This is a genomic window from Pedobacter sp. MC2016-14 (assembly GCF_020991475.1).
Taxonomy (GTDB): Bacteria; Bacteroidota; Bacteroidia; order Sphingobacteriales; family Sphingobacteriaceae; genus Pedobacter.
Genome location: NZ_JAJMPA010000001.1, coordinates 897,466 through 917,375 on the forward strand (window position 1 = coordinate 897,466; position 19,910 = coordinate 917,375).

Annotated in this window: 14 protein-coding genes; 9 read left to right on the forward strand and 5 right to left on the reverse strand. The window is 38.3% G+C overall.

Annotation, left to right across the window (positions count from 1 at the left end):
• Positions 1-48 precede the first annotated feature (48 nt).
• Positions 49-2,637 (reverse strand): phosphoenolpyruvate carboxylase, encoded by a 2,589-nt coding sequence (locus LPB86_RS03770; protein WP_230641207.1) that lies wholly within the window; start codon positions 2,635-2,637, stop codon positions 49-51.
• Positions 2,638-2,788: 151 nt separating this feature from the next.
• Between LPB86_RS03770 and LPB86_RS03775 the strand changes: the two genes are divergently transcribed.
• A complete protein-coding gene (locus tag LPB86_RS03775; protein ID WP_230641208.1) occupies positions 2,789-3,244 on the forward strand; it encodes a GNAT family N-acetyltransferase in 456 nt (151 codons plus the stop codon).
• 94 nt (positions 3,245-3,338) lie between these two features.
• Here LPB86_RS03775 and LPB86_RS03780 read toward each other — a convergent pair whose 3' ends face one another.
• Genes LPB86_RS03780 through LPB86_RS03795 form a run of 4 tightly spaced genes read right to left on the reverse strand, consistent with a single transcriptional unit; the run spans position 3,339 to position 7,894 of the window.
• The gene (locus LPB86_RS03780; protein ID WP_230641209.1) at positions 3,339-4,886 is read right to left on the reverse strand and encodes a DHA2 family efflux MFS transporter permease subunit; all 1,548 of its coding nucleotides are present in this window, start codon (positions 4,884-4,886) and stop codon (positions 3,339-3,341) included.
• Between the two features lie 5 nt (positions 4,887-4,891).
• Positions 4,892-5,935, reverse strand: a complete 1,044-nt coding sequence (locus LPB86_RS03785) for an HlyD family secretion protein (protein WP_230641210.1) — start codon at positions 5,933-5,935, stop codon at positions 4,892-4,894.
• Positions 5,936-5,954: 19 nt separating this feature from the next.
• The gene (locus tag LPB86_RS03790) at positions 5,955-7,271 is read right to left on the reverse strand and encodes a TolC family protein (RefSeq protein ID WP_230641211.1); all 1,317 of its coding nucleotides are present in this window, start codon (positions 7,269-7,271) and stop codon (positions 5,955-5,957) included.
• Positions 7,268-7,894: a TetR/AcrR family transcriptional regulator gene (locus tag LPB86_RS03795; RefSeq protein ID WP_230641212.1), complete on the reverse strand. Its 627-nt coding sequence runs from the start codon at positions 7,892-7,894 to the stop codon at positions 7,268-7,270. Before LPB86_RS03795 ends, LPB86_RS03790 begins: the two co-directional genes overlap by 4 nt.
• Before the next feature lie 592 nt (positions 7,895-8,486).
• On the opposite strand from LPB86_RS03795, the gene LPB86_RS03800 reads away from it, so the two are divergent.
• From LPB86_RS03800 to LPB86_RS03835, 8 genes are all read left to right on the forward strand, one after another.
• A complete protein-coding gene (locus LPB86_RS03800) occupies positions 8,487-9,122 on the forward strand; it encodes a DUF6266 family protein (protein ID WP_230641213.1) in 636 nt (211 codons plus the stop codon).
• 1,007 nt (positions 9,123-10,129) lie between these two features.
• The gene (locus tag LPB86_RS03805; RefSeq protein ID WP_230641214.1) at positions 10,130-10,738 is read left to right on the forward strand and encodes a hypothetical protein; all 609 of its coding nucleotides are present in this window, start codon (positions 10,130-10,132) and stop codon (positions 10,736-10,738) included.
• 108 nt (positions 10,739-10,846) lie between these two features.
• Positions 10,847-11,170, forward strand: a complete 324-nt coding sequence (locus tag LPB86_RS03810) for a hypothetical protein (protein ID WP_230641215.1) — start codon at positions 10,847-10,849, stop codon at positions 11,168-11,170.
• Between the two features lie 161 nt (positions 11,171-11,331).
• The gene (locus LPB86_RS03815; RefSeq protein ID WP_230641216.1) at positions 11,332-12,132 is read left to right on the forward strand and encodes a LytTR family DNA-binding domain-containing protein; all 801 of its coding nucleotides are present in this window, start codon (positions 11,332-11,334) and stop codon (positions 12,130-12,132) included.
• Positions 12,133-12,455: 323 nt separating this feature from the next.
• Complete coding sequence (locus LPB86_RS03820) at positions 12,456-13,022, forward strand: OmpH family outer membrane protein (RefSeq protein WP_230641217.1); 567 nt, start codon at positions 12,456-12,458, stop codon at positions 13,020-13,022.
• 1 nt (position 13,023) lies between these two features.
• Positions 13,024-13,638 (forward strand): hypothetical protein, encoded by a 615-nt coding sequence (locus tag LPB86_RS03825; RefSeq protein ID WP_230641218.1) that lies wholly within the window; start codon positions 13,024-13,026, stop codon positions 13,636-13,638.
• 2 nt (positions 13,639-13,640) lie between these two features.
• Positions 13,641-19,451, forward strand: a complete 5,811-nt coding sequence (locus tag LPB86_RS03830; protein WP_230641219.1) for a hypothetical protein — start codon at positions 13,641-13,643, stop codon at positions 19,449-19,451.
• Between the two features lie 89 nt (positions 19,452-19,540).
• Positions 19,541-19,894, forward strand: a complete 354-nt coding sequence (locus tag LPB86_RS03835; RefSeq protein WP_230641220.1) for a hypothetical protein — start codon at positions 19,541-19,543, stop codon at positions 19,892-19,894.
• The last annotated feature ends 16 nt before the right edge of the window (positions 19,895-19,910 follow it).

Sequence of the window (19,910 nt, forward strand, 5' to 3'; positions counted from 1 at the left end):
TTATGGACAGCATAAAATTTGCATTCTGATGCTGCGTAACAAAGTACCTTATGCCAGGTTTCTTCCTGCGTTTACAATGCCGTATACGGTTCTTATGGCCAGTTTTTCATAAGACTGCCGCTCCTGTTCTGTTGGCTCAAGTTGTAGTTGCTCCAGGGCGTAATGTTGGATCAGTACCAAAGGCAACACAATCTTTTCCCTTACGGCAATAGAACGTTTTTCTACAGGATAGTTTTCCATTAAGGTTTCGTGTCCGGCTAGTCTTAACAATAACGTTTTAGACAGTTCAAATTCTTCATGTAATTGTTTCCAGAAAGCGCCGTACTCTTTATCATTGGCAAAATGCGCCGTGATGGAGAAATCAGCTTTGCTCATGCTCATCATACAGTTATCTATGATGGTTTTAAAGTAGCCGGAATCTTCGTAGGCTTTAGAGATAATTTCCCAGTTTCCTGCATCCAGTTGTTTTTTCAATGCAGTACCGATGCCGTAAAATCCAGGAATATTTTGCTTAAGCTGGCTCCAGGCCGTTACAAAGCCAATTGCCCTTAAATCTTCCAGCTTTAATGCCGCTCCGGAACTTCTTTTTACAGGCCTGCTGCTGATGGTAATTTTAGACAGCAGTGATAATGGTGAAAATCTTTCCAGGTAAGTTAAAAACAAGGGGTGCTTCCTTAAGGCCACATAAGCATCGTAACTGTCTTTTGCCATTACATCCAGGATCTCTTTGTTTACCGGATCAAGTAGCACATTGTGTTTTTCCCTGATGCCTGCCGAAATACCCGCGTTAATGAGCTGTTCTATTTGAAAACCAGCGCTGTCTATTGATCCATACTGAGAGCTGATGGTTTGCCCCTGAATGGTAAGCTGAATATTTTTATTGGCAATCTCTTTACCCATAGAGGCGTAAAAACGATGTGTTTTACCTCCGCCACGTGCAGGAGGCCCGCCACGCCCGTCAAAAAATGCCAGTTTAATGTTGTGTTTGTTAGAAACATCTGTTAAAGTTACTTTGGCATTAAAGATAGACCAGTTGGCCATTAAATAACCACCATCTTTGGTGCTGTCAGAAAACCCAAGCATAATGTCCTGCTTGTTTCCGCGCTGCTCCAGGTGTTTCTTATAAAAAGGATGTGAATATAGAGTTTCCATCACTTCGGCTGCCACAGCAAGGTCGTTTACCGTTTCAAACAAGGGAACAAAATCGATATTGAGTTCATGTTCTTCCCATCCGTTCCATAAAAACAGTTCTATCAGTTGCAAGATATCACTTGCCTGCTGACAGTTACTGATAATGAAACGGTGGCAGGCCAGTTCGCCATTACTTTGCTGGATTATTTTAATCTCCGCAATGGTTTGTAGCGTATCCTGAATCAGGCCGTCATCTGTGCCTGGATAGTTCAACTTTGCGCTTTTAAAAGAAAGCTGCGCTATTTTTTCGGCTTCGCTCAGTTCATCATAATTGGCGGGAAACAAGGAAACAATGGGTTTGCTCTCCCTGCAGTAGGCATGAACGTCCCGCAATACCCGGCTATCCTGACGAATATCCAGTGAGGCAAAATGATTACCAAATAGGTTTACCTTACGGATCAGGTTATCTACCTGCTCTACAAAGAGGCCATCGTGGTCGTTTAGTAAAGTTGTTTTAATCTTATAAAGGTTCTCAATCAGTACTGCCGATATGTTCTCTGTTTCAATGTTAGGATCAAAAGCATTTTTATACAACTCATCGTGTACTACAACAATGGTGTCTTCTACACCCCTAAAGGTAATGCGTCGTTTCAGGTACCTGAAATCCCTGTAATAACAGCGGAACAAGATTTGCCTTAGCATTTTAGCAACTTGTATGGTAGAATCGGCATGTACGTTAGGATTGCCGTCCCTGTCGCCACCCGGCCAGAAACCGAGTTCAATAACTTTTTTAGAAGCCAGGTTAAATTCTTCCAGGCTATGGTCAATTTCTGACTGGATATTGGCTGCGGCAAAATAAAAGACATTCTCCAGGTACCAGGCAAGGCTTAGTGCCTCATCTACGGGCGTTGGCGACTTCTTATTAAAGAAAGGGGTTTTTCCCAGTTGCTGCAACAACTCGTTGATGGTAGAGATGTCATTGATCTTAATGGCAGATGTTAAATCTGTAATGATAGACAATACACTGCCCGGATAAAATTGGGTAGGGTGTGCGGTGAGCACCAGCCTTAGTGAAAATTCGTCTACCAGCTTTTCAATTTTAGCGCCCAGTTCTTTGTTGTCAATCCCTTTGGAAAGGTAAGAATGTAAGGAACTTTGCTCATCATGGGTATTTAATTTGTTGAAAGACGCATCTTCTACGGCATCAAACAACACCACCTGCCGCTCAATATATTGAATAAACCTAAACAGGAGGTCAATAATATCCTTATTGGTATTGGTTTGGGTATATTTTTTAAAAAATGAATTGACAATTTCAGCAGGGGTTTGATGTTGCTTTACACCATCTTCACAATGTTTAATAAAGAGCGGGAGTAAAGTCCCGGTGTCTTTGATTCTATAAAACGGAAGGGTTAAAAACAAACTGTTATATAACTCAAACCGGGATACGACTTCATTGTTAAAAATAGATTCTCTCTGACCTGTGGCTCGCTGTTTTTGCGTCATGATTAGGGTTGTAATTTTGCGGTCAAGCTACCAATAATTAAGGAAAAAACCACAATTGTAGTCGTATTTTTAATAATCTAGCCTAAATCTTGCGTTTTTTGCAAGATATTTGCAGCTTCAATTGCCCGGCTGCCCGGAAAAAATTATAGGAATGAACTTAACAATTAGAACTGCGCATGCGCAAGATTGTGCCAGGGTTTTAGAACTGGTCAATGAACTGGCGGTGTATGAACGCGCCCCCGAGGAGGTGACCGTTACACTCGATGAATTTATAGATGCAGGATTTGGAACCAAGCCTGTTTGGGAAGCTTTTGTGGCAACAGATGATGAATACATCGTAGGCTTCGCTCTTTTTTATACCCGCTATTCTACCTGGAAAGGCCGCAGGATTTACCTCGAAGATTTCTACGTAACAGAAAGTTACCGCGGTAAAGGAATTGGTAAAATCCTCTTTGAAAAAGTTATCGAAAAAACAAAAGAACTTGGCTTTAATGGCATGACCTGGCAGGTGCTGGACTGGAATGCGCCTGCTTTAAACTTTTATAGCAAATACAATGCAGGCATGGAGGCAGGCTGGCTAAACGGCTCGCTGTTTACTGAGCGCTAAAAAAAAAGAGAGTTCCTACGAGCCGACATGTAAAACTTCGCCCTTTTTCAGGGCCTAAGTTTTGAGGAGGCGACAGGAGCTCTCTTTTTTTATATTAATGAACGTCTGTTGGGATGTTGACGTTCTTTTTAAATTTTTGCAGGTACAATAGTGGGATAGAGCAAAGCATAATCATGCCCGCAACCCAATAAGCGTCATTATACGTTAGCAACATGGTTTGTTTAATTACCGTGCCTTCCATCGCCTTAATGACCATCATCTTTGCATCCAGATAAGAAGCGCCTTTAGCCATAAAGTTATGGATCATGGCGGTAAACCTTTCTGTAAATGCAGGATTGTTTTCATTCACGTTTACCAGCAGATTGCTGCGGTGGTAACCCTGGCGCACATGGATCAGGGTGGTTAAAGCGGCAATACCGAATGAACCGCCCAGCTGACGCATCATGTTGTTTAACCCCGAGCCTTGTCCAATTTCAGCCCCTTTTAAATCCTGTATGGCCAGTGTGGTTAGCGGTACAAATAGTAAAGCCATACCTGCTCCCCTGATCATCAAAGGCAAAAAGAAATCATTTTCGCCCGAAGCCAGGGTAGATTTGCTGAGCATATTACAGAAAACGAAGAACAGGAACATACCTATGGTAGCCATAAATTGTGCAGGTACTGCTTTTTTAAGCATGATCCCGATAAAAGGCATCATCAGGATGGTACACATCCCTCCGGGAAATAATAATTCTCCGGTTTGTAAAGGTGAGAAGCCCAACAAATTCTGACAAAATATAGGGAATACGAAGACGGAACCATACAAACCAAAACCAAGGATAAAAGAGGTAAACATCCCTACAGAAAAACTCCGGTGGCGCATGATCTTAAAATTCACAATCGGGTGATCGGTAGTGGTCTCGCGCCAGATGAAGAGCAGTAAGCCTACTACAGAGGCAATAGCCAGGGCAGTAATGTATGGTGTGGCAAACCAGTCTTCACTTTCTCCTTTTTCAAGAACGGTCTGTAAACTTCCAACGGCAATGGCCAATAACGCAATTCCCCACCAGTCTACCGGCATACCTTTTCCGTCTTTAGGGGTTTCCCGCACAAACATATAGGTACAGTAGGCAGCTATAATCCCGACGGGAATGTTTACGTAAAAGATCATCGGCCATGAGCTGATTTCCAGCAGGTAACCACCAATGGTAGGGCCAACAGTTGGCCCAACTACGGCACCCAGGCCAAATAAGGCCGTGGCAATACCTACATCTTCCCGCGGCCAGGTCTCAATTAATATGGCTTGTGCTGTCGAAATCAACCCTCCACCTGCCAGCCCCTGTAAAATCCTGAAAGCAATAAGCTCTTCCAGGTTTGTGGCATTTCCGCACAAAAAGGAGGCGATGGTAAACAGGATAATGGAAAAAAGGAAATAGTTCTTTCTTCCAAAACGGCTGCCCAACCAGCCAGACATAGGTAAAATAATCACGTTGGCAACGGCATACCCGGTAGATAACCAGGCCACATCTTCAAGAGTTGCGCCCAGGTTACCTTGTATTTGTGGTATCGCAACATTTACAATGGTGGTATCAATCAGCTCTAATAGAGAAGCTGTGATGACCGTAAATGTAATGATCCACTTTTTTAAACCTACTTCGGCCATTTTTTTTAGTCTTTTATAGAAACGGAAACTTTAACACTCATACCTGGACGTAATTTTTCAAGCAGGGTGTTAGATACTTTGGTAATTTTAATTTTTACCGGGATACGTTGTACCACTTTAACAAAGTTACCAGTGGCGTTATCTGGAGGCAATAAAGAGCCTTTTGCACCGGTTATCGGCGAAAAATTGTACACTTCGCCTTCAATGTCTTCATTTGGATAGGCATCTACCTCAATTTTAACTTTAAGCCCCGGTGTCATGTTTTCCAGCTGGGTTTCTTTGAAGTTTGCGGTAATGTATAAGCTGTTGGCATTCACTACAGAAAACAAAGACTGTCCGGCCTGTACCAGTTGTCCTTTTTGTACATTCTTTTTAGAAACAATACCTGTAGCCGGAGATTTGATGTCGGTATAGCTCAATTGAAGTTTTGCAAAATCTACATCACTTTGGCGTTGTGATACGCCATTATTGCTTACTGCAAGTTGTGATTGTGTTGCACCCACTTGTTTAACTACTGCGTTATACTGATCTTTTGCTGCGGTATATGCGGCTTCTGCGGTTTCTTTTTGGGCTTTGTACTGGTCAAATTGCTGTTGGGTAATTGATCCGTCTTTTACCAGGTTCTGGTAGCGGGCAAAATCTTTTTGCGCTAAGTTCAATTTAATCCTTGCTGCATCTACATTGGCTTTTGCACTACCGGTATTGGCAGATGAAGCAATGATTTGTGCCTGCGAAACACCAACGCCGGCACTTGCGCCTTTTTGTCCGGCTTCTGCCTGCTCTAATTTTACAAGGTAGTCGCGGTTATCTAATTTCACCAATACCTGTCCTTCCTGAACTTTGGTGTTTTCTTCAAAAAGGATTTCGTTTACGTAGCCACCAACGCGGGATACTACAGGGCTGATGTCTCCATCAATCTGGGCATCGTCTGTATCTACGTGCTTGCTGTAATAAATGTAGGCTTTGGTACCAAATATTGCACCTATGATGATCAATACACCTAATATAATAGGTATAATTTTGCTTTTCTTTTTTGTTTCCGTTGTCATTATTGTGTTTGTTAGGGATTTATAGAGAAATTTTTCCTGTTGATTTTAATAGGGTATAGTAGGCTAAACCTGCGTCTGCACGGGCAATTTCAAGGTTTATTTTTGCCTGGTATAAAAGCGTTTCTGCATCAATTCTGTCAATGGCAGAAGCTACATTGTTCTTGTATTTGGATTCAAATAGTTTGTCATTTTCTGTGGCCTGGGCGATAGAGGTTTCAAGGATTTGAATTTTATTGGTAGCCAGCAGATAAGATTGGTAATTCCTGTTGATTTCGGTTTTTATGTTATCTGAGAATATATCTTTTTGAATACCTACACTTTTTTGCTGCACGCGGGCTTCGCTGATTTTATTTTTATTGGTCCATAAGTTACCAATGTTCCAGGATACGGATGCGGCAACTGTAACGGGCATAATGTACTGCTCTGATGGTGGAATAAACTTTCCGCTTGGATTAATGTAATATAAATTAGCCCCTACACCAACTGAAGGTAAGGTATTTGCTTTTATGGATTTTACGTTTACTTCTGCCACCTGGTTTTGTAAATCGAGTTGTCTCAATTCCTGACGGCTGGTTAGGGCCATGTCCAGGTAGTTGTTTAAAGGCTCAATTTGTTTGGTATCTGCTCCGGGATCGGTAATGTCAAGATTGGTGTTTTCATCAAGGCCGAGCAAAACATCAAAGTTGTAATTGATGATTTTGCGGTTGTTCTCGATTTCCATTTGGGTAAGGGTTACATTTGCCTGTTGCAGCTGGAACCTCAGCACATCGTTTTTAGTAACGATGCCTTGTTCAAAAAAGCGCTGGGCCTGCTTTAGCTGACTTGCAATGGATTCCAGGTTCTGGTTCACTACTTTTGCGCTTTGCAGCACTTTATACAAGGCATAGTAGGTGTTGATGATGGCATAGCTAATTTCGTCTTTGTTTTTATCGGCATCCAGACGGGCAACTTCGCTTAAAAGTTTGGTTGATTCTTCTGCATACCTCAATTTACCACCTCCGTAAATCAGTTGCTCTACTGCTGCAGTGCCGATAAAAGCATCTGCTCTTTTTGGCAGGTTAATAGGATCTGCACCACCGATAACCAGCTTGTTGGTAGGAATTTCTGCGTGATTGTATAAAAATGATGCGGTTGCAGAAGGCAGGGCATTGTTTTTTACCACTTCCAGCCTGGCAATAGACTCGTCAATTTTATTTTGAGAAAGCTTTAAGTTCTTGCTGTTCTCGATACCTAGCTGGATGGCTTCTTGCAAGCTGAGTTTTTTAGTTGTTTGGGCATAAAGCAGAGCTGGAAGCAGGAAAGCCAGCAAGCTTAATTTAATTGTTTTGTGTATCATTTTTGGGGTGTTAAATACGTTTTTATAAGGTCGTCTAAATGAAGGAGCAAGCGTGTTGTCAGAATTTCGCGGTCTTCAGGAATATTAATGTCCAGTTTAGAGCCGGAAGTAATTTTAGAAGGGGAGATGGCCACACTACTGATGGTGCCCATAATGGTTGCAATCAGCATCCTAACATCCACTTTCCTGAAAGATCCACTGGCAATGCCTTCGTTTACGATGTTTTCAATCAGCTGCAGGTTGCTGAACATGACATCTTTAACTTTGCAAAATACTTCGGGACGCTGTGCCAATGACAATTCCCGTTGCATCATTTTGTGAAAGGAGATGTTGGAGAGGATCCTGTTGGCATATCCTTCTACTACACGCTTCAATTTTTCAAAGCTGGTTATTTTGTCTTCGCTGATGGTAACAAGCTGTGCATTGAAATCAACCATACGCTGGCTGATAATTTCTTGAAATACACCATCTTTTGATCCGAAATAGTAATTGATCATGGCCATGTTTGCACTGGATTCCCTTGCAATTTGCCTTGTTGAGGTTCCTTCATAACCCAGTTCAGAAAATAATTTTTCTGCGGCTATAAGGATCGAAGTTCGCTTATCTGTCTTTTCCTTATTCATTTGATGACGCAAAATTAATCAATCGATTGATTAATTATTAGAAAAGTATTAAATCTTTGCTTTGTTGACTATTTGTTGACAATCGTCAGTCCCTATGAGGATATAGATTTGGTTGTCAAGAAATTTTAGTTAACTTAGTGCTTTCTAAAAGCCAGTTCTGGCATTCCTTACCACATATGGTAGGTTTTTACATTTATTTCTTACAAAAGTTTAGGTTGGCGCTATAGGGTGCCCGGGGTGTGTTCGGACTGCGTTCGGATTTATACCGCAGATTTTACAAATGTTAGCTGGATATTGATCGCGTATTATTCGGGTGCATCCGAAGAATAGCCGGACAATAGCCGGACAATACCCGGAGAATAGCCGGAGAAGATACGAACGCATCCCGAACGCAACCTTTACTTTCCTTGAACTCTTTGTTAATTAATTTATGAATACGGAGCCGTATTGACTTAGATGGAAGCCTTAATTATCTTTTTGGATGGACTGGCTTTCTGTGAAACGAAGATATGTATTTAATTTTTAATATTCAGACCTATTTTGTTTAATTCATTATAATAACTATATTTAAGAAATTTAAAATTAAAAAATTATGGCTAGAGCTAAAAAAGGAATTTTAGGGCCAACCGAAGGTACAATTGGACCTTTGGAGACCTATATCAGAAAAGGTGTTGGAATAATTAGAAGTAGGAAGGACAAGAGTAATAAAAAACGATCAGAACTGCAGCTGGCGGGGCAGATGAACTTAACGGTAGTAAATGTTTTTATAGGCCAATTAACGGAATTTGTACGATTTGGATTTGACCTGGAAGCGGCACCAACCACTAAAACGGCTAATAACCTGGCTAAATCTTATCAAATGAAGAACGCCCTTAAAGGCGAATATCCTAATGTGGAGATCGACTACAGCAAAGTAAGGTTAACCAGCGGTACTGCAAAACCTGCAGATAACCCAGCTGTAACAGTGAATGAGGGGCATTTAACTTTTACCTGGGATATTTTAAGTACCTGGCCCGATTGGACCGATATGGTGATGGTGGCGGCGTATGTTCCGGAATTAAAAAGCGCAAGGTATGATCTGAGTGGAGCCAAACGGGTAAAAGGAACTGAAGATTTGGCCATTCCGATCTCCTGGAAGGGCAAGGTGATCGAAACTTATATTTCTTTCCGTGCGGCTGATGGTAAAAGCATTGCCAATAGTACGTATGTTGGCAGTGTGGTTTTTTAAGCGGTATACTGCTTTTATTGCTGTATATACCCAATACAAGTGGATGCTTTGTATCTCTTTACTATTCTTACCGTTTCATCATATTCTCCAACATATGGTCCATTTCCGGTTTTGTTTGATAAAGAGACAGGACTGGAAATAAATAATGATCAGAGGAAGCTAAATGAGGTTTTTGAAATTTATAGAAAGTGGTTTATAGAAAATAAGAAGAGAGGATTCATTTGTTACAATATGCCGCTCAGGAATAACCGATATGAATGGTTTGGTTCCAGAAAGAATTTTCGTTACGATGATGACAACTTTAAACTGAATAAATTGGAAAGGGCAGGTAGACGCATAATGTGCATTGTGTATTTATTGAGATTTTTAAATATTTAATTTTTTATATATGAATTCTAAATTGCTAATAGATTTTCTTATTCCAATGTTGATTTTATTTCTTGGTTTTATGACTAAATTTTCTGTTAATGACGGATGGAGCTCATCACGAAAATATTCAAATTATCTTATTCTTTTAGGCTTTGTGTTATTGGTTTTCAATGTGTTCAAATATTTACTTAGGGAGTAGCATGAGATTTTATTTTGATTATTTTTATTATAGGGTTTATAAATTGTTTATCAATTATAAATCTGATGGAGGCAGTAGAGCGCTTGTATTTATAAGTTTAATTCAAACATTCCTTATTTTGGCGATTATAGAATTCTATTTTATAATATTTGCGCGTAACTCGCTGGTCGAGTTTAAGCGATACATTCCTTCATTAATCGTGTTCCTGGTTTTCATATTATGTGTTGTTAATTACTTTAAGTACAGGGGGCGCTATAAAGAATTTGATGAGTTTTGCAGAGCTGATTCCAAATCAAACAAACGAATAAAAGGCATTTTGATGGTGCTAACGGTAGTTTTAACATTTCTCATTTATAATTATGCAAATGTTAAATTTTTTCAAATTGCAAATGCGGGATCTGTTTGACCAGCTATCTTCGAAGTTGTATGAGTGATAAAGATGAAATCTAGAATCCAGCCCATAATTATAGTCCTTGCTGTCATTTTGTTGGTCATTTGCATCAGACAATTCTTGCAGACGCCAACAATGATACTTCCGTCTTGGTTCTTGCTTTTGTTGTCTTTACCATGTATGATTTGTATTTCTTTTATGCTGGGTTATGTAGCAAGGAACATACTAAACTCGAAATGGCAAACGCTGACATGGGCGTCTATATTTATTATTTTATTCTGCTCCGTTTTTTATATCAGCGAATATAAGCCAACTTATGAAGTTGTAATTCCGGGGGAATATTCTGGAGAAGTTCGATTACTTGTTTCCAGGGGTCAAGGGAGTAATTTTGTCATTAATAAATATGGTATTGGATATATCGACAGGAAAACATTTGATGGAGGCTTTTATCCGAAGATTATCAGAGGAGACCGAGATATAACAAAACAAGTTAAAGAATATGGCAAAGGCGCTCTAGCTACCACGGCAGAAGATATTTATTCTTATGAATACTTGTCTTTTTTTGTTGGAGGTAGCGGGCATGTTGCAGAAGAAAAGGGTATAGAGGAGCTAATAAAGATAAATGCTATAGATACTGGTTATTTGTACCGAAGATAATTCTCCTGAAAGCTGCCATACTACATTCGCTTGCTATTTTGGCTGAAGATACTAAAATGGGGCAGGCCTATAATTGGGTATTTCAGCATTTATAGACTAATTCAGCACATGAAAAAAATTATCTTTATCGGTTTATTAATTCTGAACAACCTATTTGTGTTTGTTGTCTCCAATTTGATTTTTTTATCCGGTACTCCAAACTATGATGAAAATCCGACAGCGCAGAAGCCACTGTTTTATGATATTCATCCAGAATTTTCTGCCTTGATGTATTTAGCATTGGTTGGAGCTTTTGGAGCTATATTTACCGTAATATTGTTCTGGACTTTTGACTATAAATATAAAAGGATTGGATTGGGCACTATATTTTTTATGCAATTCGTGTTTTCTTTTGGTATTGAGGCATGGCGTAGGCTTGTATTTTATTTATAACAGCTAGGAAATAGCATGAGCAGTTAAACAGATGTTTCATGGATACTTCTTGGCACTTTTCCTATTGATAACTATACACAACGGAGTGGGATTGTTATGGCTTTATATTATTGGGTATTGCAACCTGTTTTTAGCTTGTTTCTTTATTTTTTAGAGTTATATTGCAGTGTCCAATTCTTATTGGGCAATCAGGATTGAATATTGGTTTGCACTCTTTTATTTTTTGCGCTCTTAATATGGTAACGTCTCTTATTATTGCTGAAAGCATTACAGTTGTTAAGCTGTCAGATTTTCTTAAAAACTTTTCTTTAGCAGCTTCTGAAAGTACATCTGAATTTGGGGAAGGTTTAAGGCTTTTGAATACGCAGAAGCCATCTCTGGTCTATGTTGATATATGTTTTGTTCGGGAACATTATGCTGAAATTAAGGAGATCAAAGCTAATAGCCGATTAATTTTAATTTCTGAAGATATCACAGATTATGTGGAATTTCGATGGCTTGTTGACGATTGCCTTTCGAAATCTGCTTCTTTTGAAGAATTTAAGCGAAGTTTATTGGATTGCCTTGCTTATCTGTGTCGAATTGTTGTTGCCACATCCCAGGAGGTATCATTGGATGAATATTTTATAGTCAAGGGTGGGGGCAAAGGAGGTCAGGATTTTAAAATCAAATTTACAGATATACTGTTCATTGAAGCTTATGGTAATTATATTAAGATTCATCCTATAAGTGGGAAATTTAAAGTTGTTGCCGCTACGATGAAAGCGTCCGAACACATGTTGCCTTCGGAATTTTTTAGCCGCGTTCATAAATCCAGAATAATCAGCCATTTTAGAATCCTTTCATTAAAGGACGATTATGTCTATCTTAAAAATAAGGAACAGACTAAAATTTTAATCGGGAAATTTTATAGAAGATCTTTTTTTTCTAAAGAAGATATTGGAAAAATAAGAAAAAACTAAGTTTTGGTCTGAATGTATTGATCTCACGGTTTTTTCTTTCTGCTGCTTTTGACTTTCAAGTTAAAAGAATTTATGCTGTTCGTCATCGTTAAAAATGATAAACGGACATTTTTCATTGATAATTTCATTATTTGTCATTTTTGTTTCGTTCTTGTCATATAATCCTTGATGAAAATGAAATTATTTAGATCTTAGTTTGAATGTTTTAGAAGTGTTTTTGGAAGTTCGGGTTATGTTTATTTATATGAACTAGGTCAAATTTCGCAAGCCTTACATTACTCCGTGGGAATTTATAAATTATAATAACGCAAATTTAATTAAACATGAAAGCCGCAGTGCCATTCACAAAGAACAGATATCAACAGATCTTTAATTTAATTATGCTAACAGGTATACTGTTTTTATTTATCAATATTTTTTATTTAAAAAATGATAGGCTGGCATATGTAGACTCTACAAAAATCCTTGCTGAGTTTAAGGGTTCAGAGAAAGCAAAAAAGGCATTTGAGTCGAAAGCAACCATTTGGCAAAATAACATTGATACTCTGACTGCTGGAATACAAAATTCAATAAAGAAGTATGAACAAGAATTGGCGACTCTTTCAGTTAGGGAACAAAATCTGACTAAACAAATGATTGCTAATCAACAAAAACAATTAGCAGACTATCAACGCGGTATACAGCAGAATGCGCAAGAAGAAAATTCAAAACTCACCCAGACTGTAGTAGCTCAAGTGAACTCTTTTTTGCTCAATTACGGGAAAGCTCACAGTTACAAACTAATACTAATTGCTAACCAAAGTGGAACGATTGCATATGCTCAAGATGGTTTAGATATAACGCAAGAGGTTATAAAACAATTAAATGAGGAATATCTAAAAGGCAAATAATATGCTTAAAATATCGGTAAATTATGCGTTGCTCTTTTTCTTAATCTGTCTCGGAATTTTCTCATGTAGAGAAAAGTCTATAACAAAAGCAGATTTGGTTCGATATATCAATAATCCGGAAAATGGGTTTACGAAGTCTGTCAGCTTACATTCTATGCAAATCGGTGTAACGAACCAGCCATGGCAGTTAATTGCGAGAAATAGACTGAAAAAAAAAACTAGTACAGGAAATCCGGTTTCATTGAAAGATTTTTCTAGTAAATATTTCTTCATTTTGAGCCTTTCAAATCAAGGCAGGGAAGCGCTTAGAAATCTAAGCTTTAATTCATATAGTGAAATTGTACAGGTAATGTCCTTTCGTATGTCTAAATATATATCTGCACAACCAGACAACCTTAAACCTGTTGAACCATTAGAATGTTTGTTTCAGCCTACCTATGGGATGGCAAATAGTAACAACATTTTGCTCGTATTTGATAAGAAATCTTTTGCAGAATGTAAAAGGTTAAAGATCACTATTAGTGAATTTGGGTTAAATATAGGTAATCAAAATTTTGATTTTAACTTCAATGATCTAGATTATTATTCCACTTTAAACTATGCTCAACTTTTATAGATATGATTTTAAAAAAATATAGATCAATCATTAAAAAGGGAATTGCAATATTTCTGTTGATTAATCTTTTTAACCAAGTAATGCTACCAACTATTGCCTTGGCCCTTACGTCAGGACCCACAGTTCCTGAGGCTACTAGCTTTGAGCCTATTGATACAACAGAAATGATAAATCCACTAACCGGAGACTTCACTTATAATCTGCCTTTACTTGAAATTCCAGGCCCTGAAGGTGGCTATCCACTGTCTTTATCTTACCATGCAGGGATTCAGCCAAATGAGGAAGCGAGTTGGGCAGGTTTGGGATGGGGAATAAATCCAGGTGCAATCAGTAGAAATGTAAATGGCTATCCAGATGATTTTGTAGGTGTCCAGAGTACTGCTCGTTCATACTGGGGAGGTGGATCAACAAAATCAATTGGTGTAAATGTCAGCCTGGGACTCCAGGCTGCTTCTGTGAGTTTCGGACTAGATTTCTCGCAGGATACTTATAAAGGTTTTGGTGTTGGTGGTTCAATGGGTGTCAATTTTGGGCTATGGAATCAACAAGGTGTTACCGGAGGTGTTACTTTGGGTGTAAGTCCATATGGTGATCCATATGTAGGAGCTAACATTGGTATTTCAACGGCGAAAGCAGTTGGAGGAGGGTTCACAGGAAGTACTGGTGTTTCGGTGATGACAAACTTTCAAGATGTAAATGTTGGTGCAAATGCAGGTGTTAGCTATGCTACGGGGGGAGCAAGGGGATCTAACGTATCTTTACTAGGAGCTTCCATCAGTTCAACAGAAGGAAAAGTATCTTTAACTGCCGGCGGGGGTGGGATGTCTGTAAATAATGCAAATGCCGGTAGGATTAGTTCTGAATCATCAGGTTGGTCAATTTCGATACCTATGCCAATTATAAGTCTCGGGATTAGTTATAATTACAGGCGGTATTGGTCGGACGAATCATCGAATACGAGTACATACGGAGTCTTAAGCCCTGCTTATCCTATTACGTTAAACTATAGTGCCAATGATACATACCGTCTTTTAGACCCAATAAATGAAAATATTATAGATAATCCTGATCCAGATAAATTAGTAGGCGGCACTTATCCAAATTATGACGACTACTCAGTTACTGCCCAGGGATTAAGTGGCAGCATAAGGCCCTATGACTTTCAGAATACCCTTTATACACAAAATAGAATAAATAATCAAGATCATAGCAATGACATTACTGCAATCAGCATAAATTCAAACAGAAGTAGTGGGCGTAAATTGCAGTATAGATTTATAAATGATTTCTCCAATCGCTACACCCAAAATCCTTCAAATTTTTCAGAAGATTTTGTTTATGATACTTCGATCTATGGAAATGATGATGATAACTATGGTTATAACCCATCATATAATCGATTGGCAGGTTCAAAGCACATAAACTATTATTACAATGGACAGATGTCAAATTCTATATCAGGGGCAATTGAAACAAATAGTAAAGGGTTTGTTCGGCGTTCTGATCTGCAAAGCCAAATAGGTAGTTTCGTTATTACTAATGCAAGTGGTGTAACCTATCACTATGCTTTACCGGCATATAGCTTTGATGAATACACTGAAACGAGAAAAATTGGCGGTGTAACGAGTTATAATTCTTTATCGAAACCAACTCCATATGCTTACACTTGGTATTTAACGGCTATAACCGGACCGGATTATGTCGATAGAAATGAAAATAATCAGGTTGACGAAGCTGATTGGGGTTATTGGGTTGAATTTAATTATGGGAAATGGAATGACGACTATGCCTGGAGAAATCCAGCTGAAGGCTTCCACAAGGATATTGATAATACATTCAACAGTTACTCAAGAGGAAAAAAGGAAGTTTATTATTTAGATTATGTTAAGACACGAACGCATACCGCATTTTTTGTCAAAGACCTTAGAAACGATGGGAAATCAGATGCTTCCTATGGAGTTTGCGCTGCTTTAAAACTAGATCATATTCTTTTGGTACAGAATCATGATTTAACAACCGAAGTTGATGATATCCGTAAGGCTAGTTCAAAGCTAAACTACCCATATCAAGCGTTAATGAAAATAAATAATCACGGGTTTAACGTAATTGATGTAGACGATTTTAAAAGTATAGAAGAGGATGTGGTTTCTAAATGTATTCGAAAAATTCAGTTTAACTACGATTATTCGCTATCTTCGGGTGTGCCCAATAGTTATGTGGGTTCATTTCTAGAGAGTTATGGGGCTCAAACTAACGAAAAAACCGGTAAGCTAACATTATTAAGCGTAGATTTTCAGGGTAAATCAGGGATTCCAGTAACACCCCCAATCGAATTTGAGTACGATTTGCACCCTGATGACATTTCTAACCAAGAGAATGTAAAGGTTATTTCAACATCTACATCCAATAGAAAAGGAGATATTGAAGTACAGTCAAGTAATAAACTAATTGTTGGAGATATAATAAAGTTTACCATTAACGGTACGTTATATTACTGCACGCTCATTTTAGATAAAGGGGATAAGATTTTTGAAGTATTGTATTTAAAGGATAAACCCCCAACTATAACGGTATTCATTCCTGCGGTTAAGACAAAGAACCCTCCTTATAACAAAGATTTTTACGATATATGGCATTTATATAAATCCGATTACCAAGGCACTTCCAATAACGATAACATTACAAGAATTACCACAGATATTTCAAACAGATCTACTGATGTTTGGTCATTGAGACGGATTAAGTCAAGCATAGGGAACGAAATAAATATTGATTATGAGGGAGATACTTACAGTCAATCGGTTTTAAATAAAAATAGATCGCTGACAGTGAATAATTTCAATTATCTGGGAGGTACAGCTTCTAGCGGTTATCAGGCAAGGGTCAATATTTCTGGAAATGAGCAGCCGCTAAACAAAATCTTCAAGGTAGGAGATAAAATTGATCTAGTTGCGTTGGCGAAGTTTGACTATCACCAGCCTCCCTTTCCTAAAATTGATAATGAGTACAACGTAATAGAATCTTCAAAGCATTTAAAGCCTTCGAGAATTTTGGAGATTGTAGGCGATGAGATGAAATTTAGTTTGAGCGATGAGATGAAAGCTGCTGTTACAGAAACTCGTACTAAGACACACGTTCATTCAATTGTGAGCGCGACAGCAGACATTATTACTGGAAATTTAAAGGTATCCGGGGTCAGCAGATTCTATGGAGGAGGGATTAGAGTTGCTAGTATTACCGTTGATAATCTTAATGGTGTAAAGAAGCAAACAAGATATAATTATTCAAGGCCTGGGCTCTCTGCCAATGATGATGGTGGCTCATCGGGAGTGACTTCATACGAGCCGATTTCATTAGAAGAGAGTCTTCCGACTTTAGATGATGAAGCAAAAAAAGCTTACAATAGAGCATTGTACAAAGATATGGATTATCTTCTCTCGATAGCTCGGGAGGCGCCATCACCAGGAGTTATGTATGAATATGTTTCGATTCAAGACTTTGATATATTACCTGAGGTATCAGAGCCTATTAAAAATACTGGTAGTATACAATATCAATATGAAGTTTTTAATAAAAATATGTTGGGCATTAAACAGTATCAATATGCAAAATCTGCAAATCGGGAAAGAAAGAATTTGTCTATTAAAGATTTCACTTCTAGAATAGGGAATGTAAAAAGAATGATTACTTATGATGACAAAGGGAATAAACTAACCGAACAGATAAATCATTATCTACATGACCAGATGTCTGATAAGTCTTTTGATTATCAAAGTCAGCATTATGCTAATCTCCTGAGTCTTTTTAATTATCAGGGTACGATACAGGAAAGGTACTCTGATGCTAGAATGGTAAAGGTAGATAATAACCCAATTGATAAACGCGTAATGTCAGGACGCGATGTCTATCCGGCTATTCTTACGGGTTCAACATCGATTGATTATAAAAATGGTATTCGTGTAGAACAAAAAAATCTATCCTTTGATTTTTATAGTGGGGCAGTAACAAAGTCACTAAATTTTGATTCTTATGGGAACCGGTTTATTACGGAAATCACTCCTGCTTACAGGCAATATCCAGCACTCGGTCTAAAATTGGATTATGTGTTTAATCCTTCAAATGGGCCTAAACACATGCTTACACAGACAGCCTCAACTTACATATATGCGGTAGATGGTTTTAATGCACCTTTAGGTATTGTTTCTGCAAGGGTACAAACTTGGGGTAACGATATCCCTGTTCTTGATCCAGAAGGGAACCCAACAAGCTACAATCAAAACAATATCTGGAGAGAGAAAGCAAAGTATGTGTGGTCGCCTACCGGTATTTCATTAAATGGACTAACCTCGGCAAATAGTTTTGTTGATTTTTTTGCTGCTGCACAAAATAATCCTGCATGGAAGAAATCTAGCGAGGTTATTAAGTACAATGTTTTTTCTGCTCCTTTAGAGGCTACGGATATAAATGGCAATTATGCAGCAAGTAAAATGGGCTATGCGAATAGCAAAGTAATAATGAGTGGAAATGCGAGATACTATGAGATCGCATATTCTGGCACTGAAGATGGGGTTCTATCCTCTGATAAATTGGGAACAGTTTCTTCAGGCTCTGGAGTTATTACAAAGGAGATAGCTCACACAGGCGAAAAATCCCTTAAGGTAGCAGGGATAAATAATGGATTTAGGTATTCTGTCTCATTAAATAGCCTTGACCCTATCAGAAGGGATTATTTGGTGGCTGTTTGGGTTAAGCCCACTTCAAATAATATTTCTGATGCTAAATTATATTACTCTATTGATGGTGCGGAGATTGACATTACCCCGGCATATACAAAGACCGCCGCGGGATGGTATCTAATTCAAATGAAAGTTCCTGCTGCGGCTTTGAATGGCGGTAATTTACTTGTTGGCTGCAAAAATGTAGGAAGCGGTGTTTTATATTTTGACGATTTCAGGTTTCAGCCACTAAATTCATCTACAGTTGCTTATGTTTACGATTCGCATTCAGGAGAACTCACATATATGCTTGATAATAATAATTTGTATATTCATTATCAATACGACCAAGGAGGAAGATTAATTAAAACATTTAAAGAAATACTTGGAAAATCTCAGGTACCCCTTGTTAAAGAAACAATCTATAATTACGGTAAAGGGCCAAAATGGGTTAACACTGGGCAAACTCGTTGTCAGAGTAAAATGAATAATGGTATTACGATTTTTACGGGTTTAATTGAAGCTCAACAAATGGATAGGAGTAATGTCAGTACAACGTTTAATCAGGTTAGATGGGTCGTTGTGCCTGGAGTAGCCACATGTGTTTCAGAATCTGTAGACGCCTATTGGTTTCCGACTGGCAAAACAAGATGTCACCAGTTTGAATATGGTGGAGAAATGGTAACTTCCGGAAAATTAGAAGTGGAAAAAAAGGATTTCAACGTTAGTAGTCCGACTTATAATCAACAAAAATGGGAAATTACTTCCACTTCATCAGAATGTGCTGCTACGGTTTTTGTGAAATTAATAACTGATGATACACAAGCTGATAGAGCCTATCACGTAAAGATCTTTGATGATCCTTATAATAATGTTGAAAAGCCCGCAGGTTACACAGTAAAGGTTAATTACAAATTAACATCAACGAATTACACTAACAACGGCATATCTGCTGCAAATGAATTTTATTATAATATGTTCGTTTCTACACTCGATGGCAGTTTAGGTACCTGGACCTATCGGGAAGGAGATAGTTTTTATTGGACAATTCAGGAAGTTTTTCTAATGCCTGGATTTGGCTATAGAATTATACCATAGTCCTTTGTGATGTGATTTTTAATAAAAAATAACTATAGAGTTTTAGTCTGTTGGTGTCTTTAAATTATTTTGAAATGGGTAATTGTAACATGAAAAAACAAATTAAATGTATTGTCTTTTTAATCTTGTCGTATAGCTATGGCTATTCTCAAGATAAATTGAGTAAAAGTTTGAAAATTAAACAATCTGAGTTTTATCGAAGCTCCCTACAAGTGGATTCTGCAAAGGCAGATAAAGTAGGCCAAATTCAGGCCAGCTACAAAGCTGGGATGAACCAGGCGATAGCTGATACCAGTTTAAATGATGCTGCAAAACGTGCCCGGATTAAAGCCCTGATGGATGCCAAAAATCAGCAGCTGCGTTTGCTGCTGAGTCCCGCGCAGCAGGCTAAGATGATTCCGACAACGGAACGCGAGCAGGCCGTTCCTGCAAAAACCAATTAATCAACGCATTCATCTA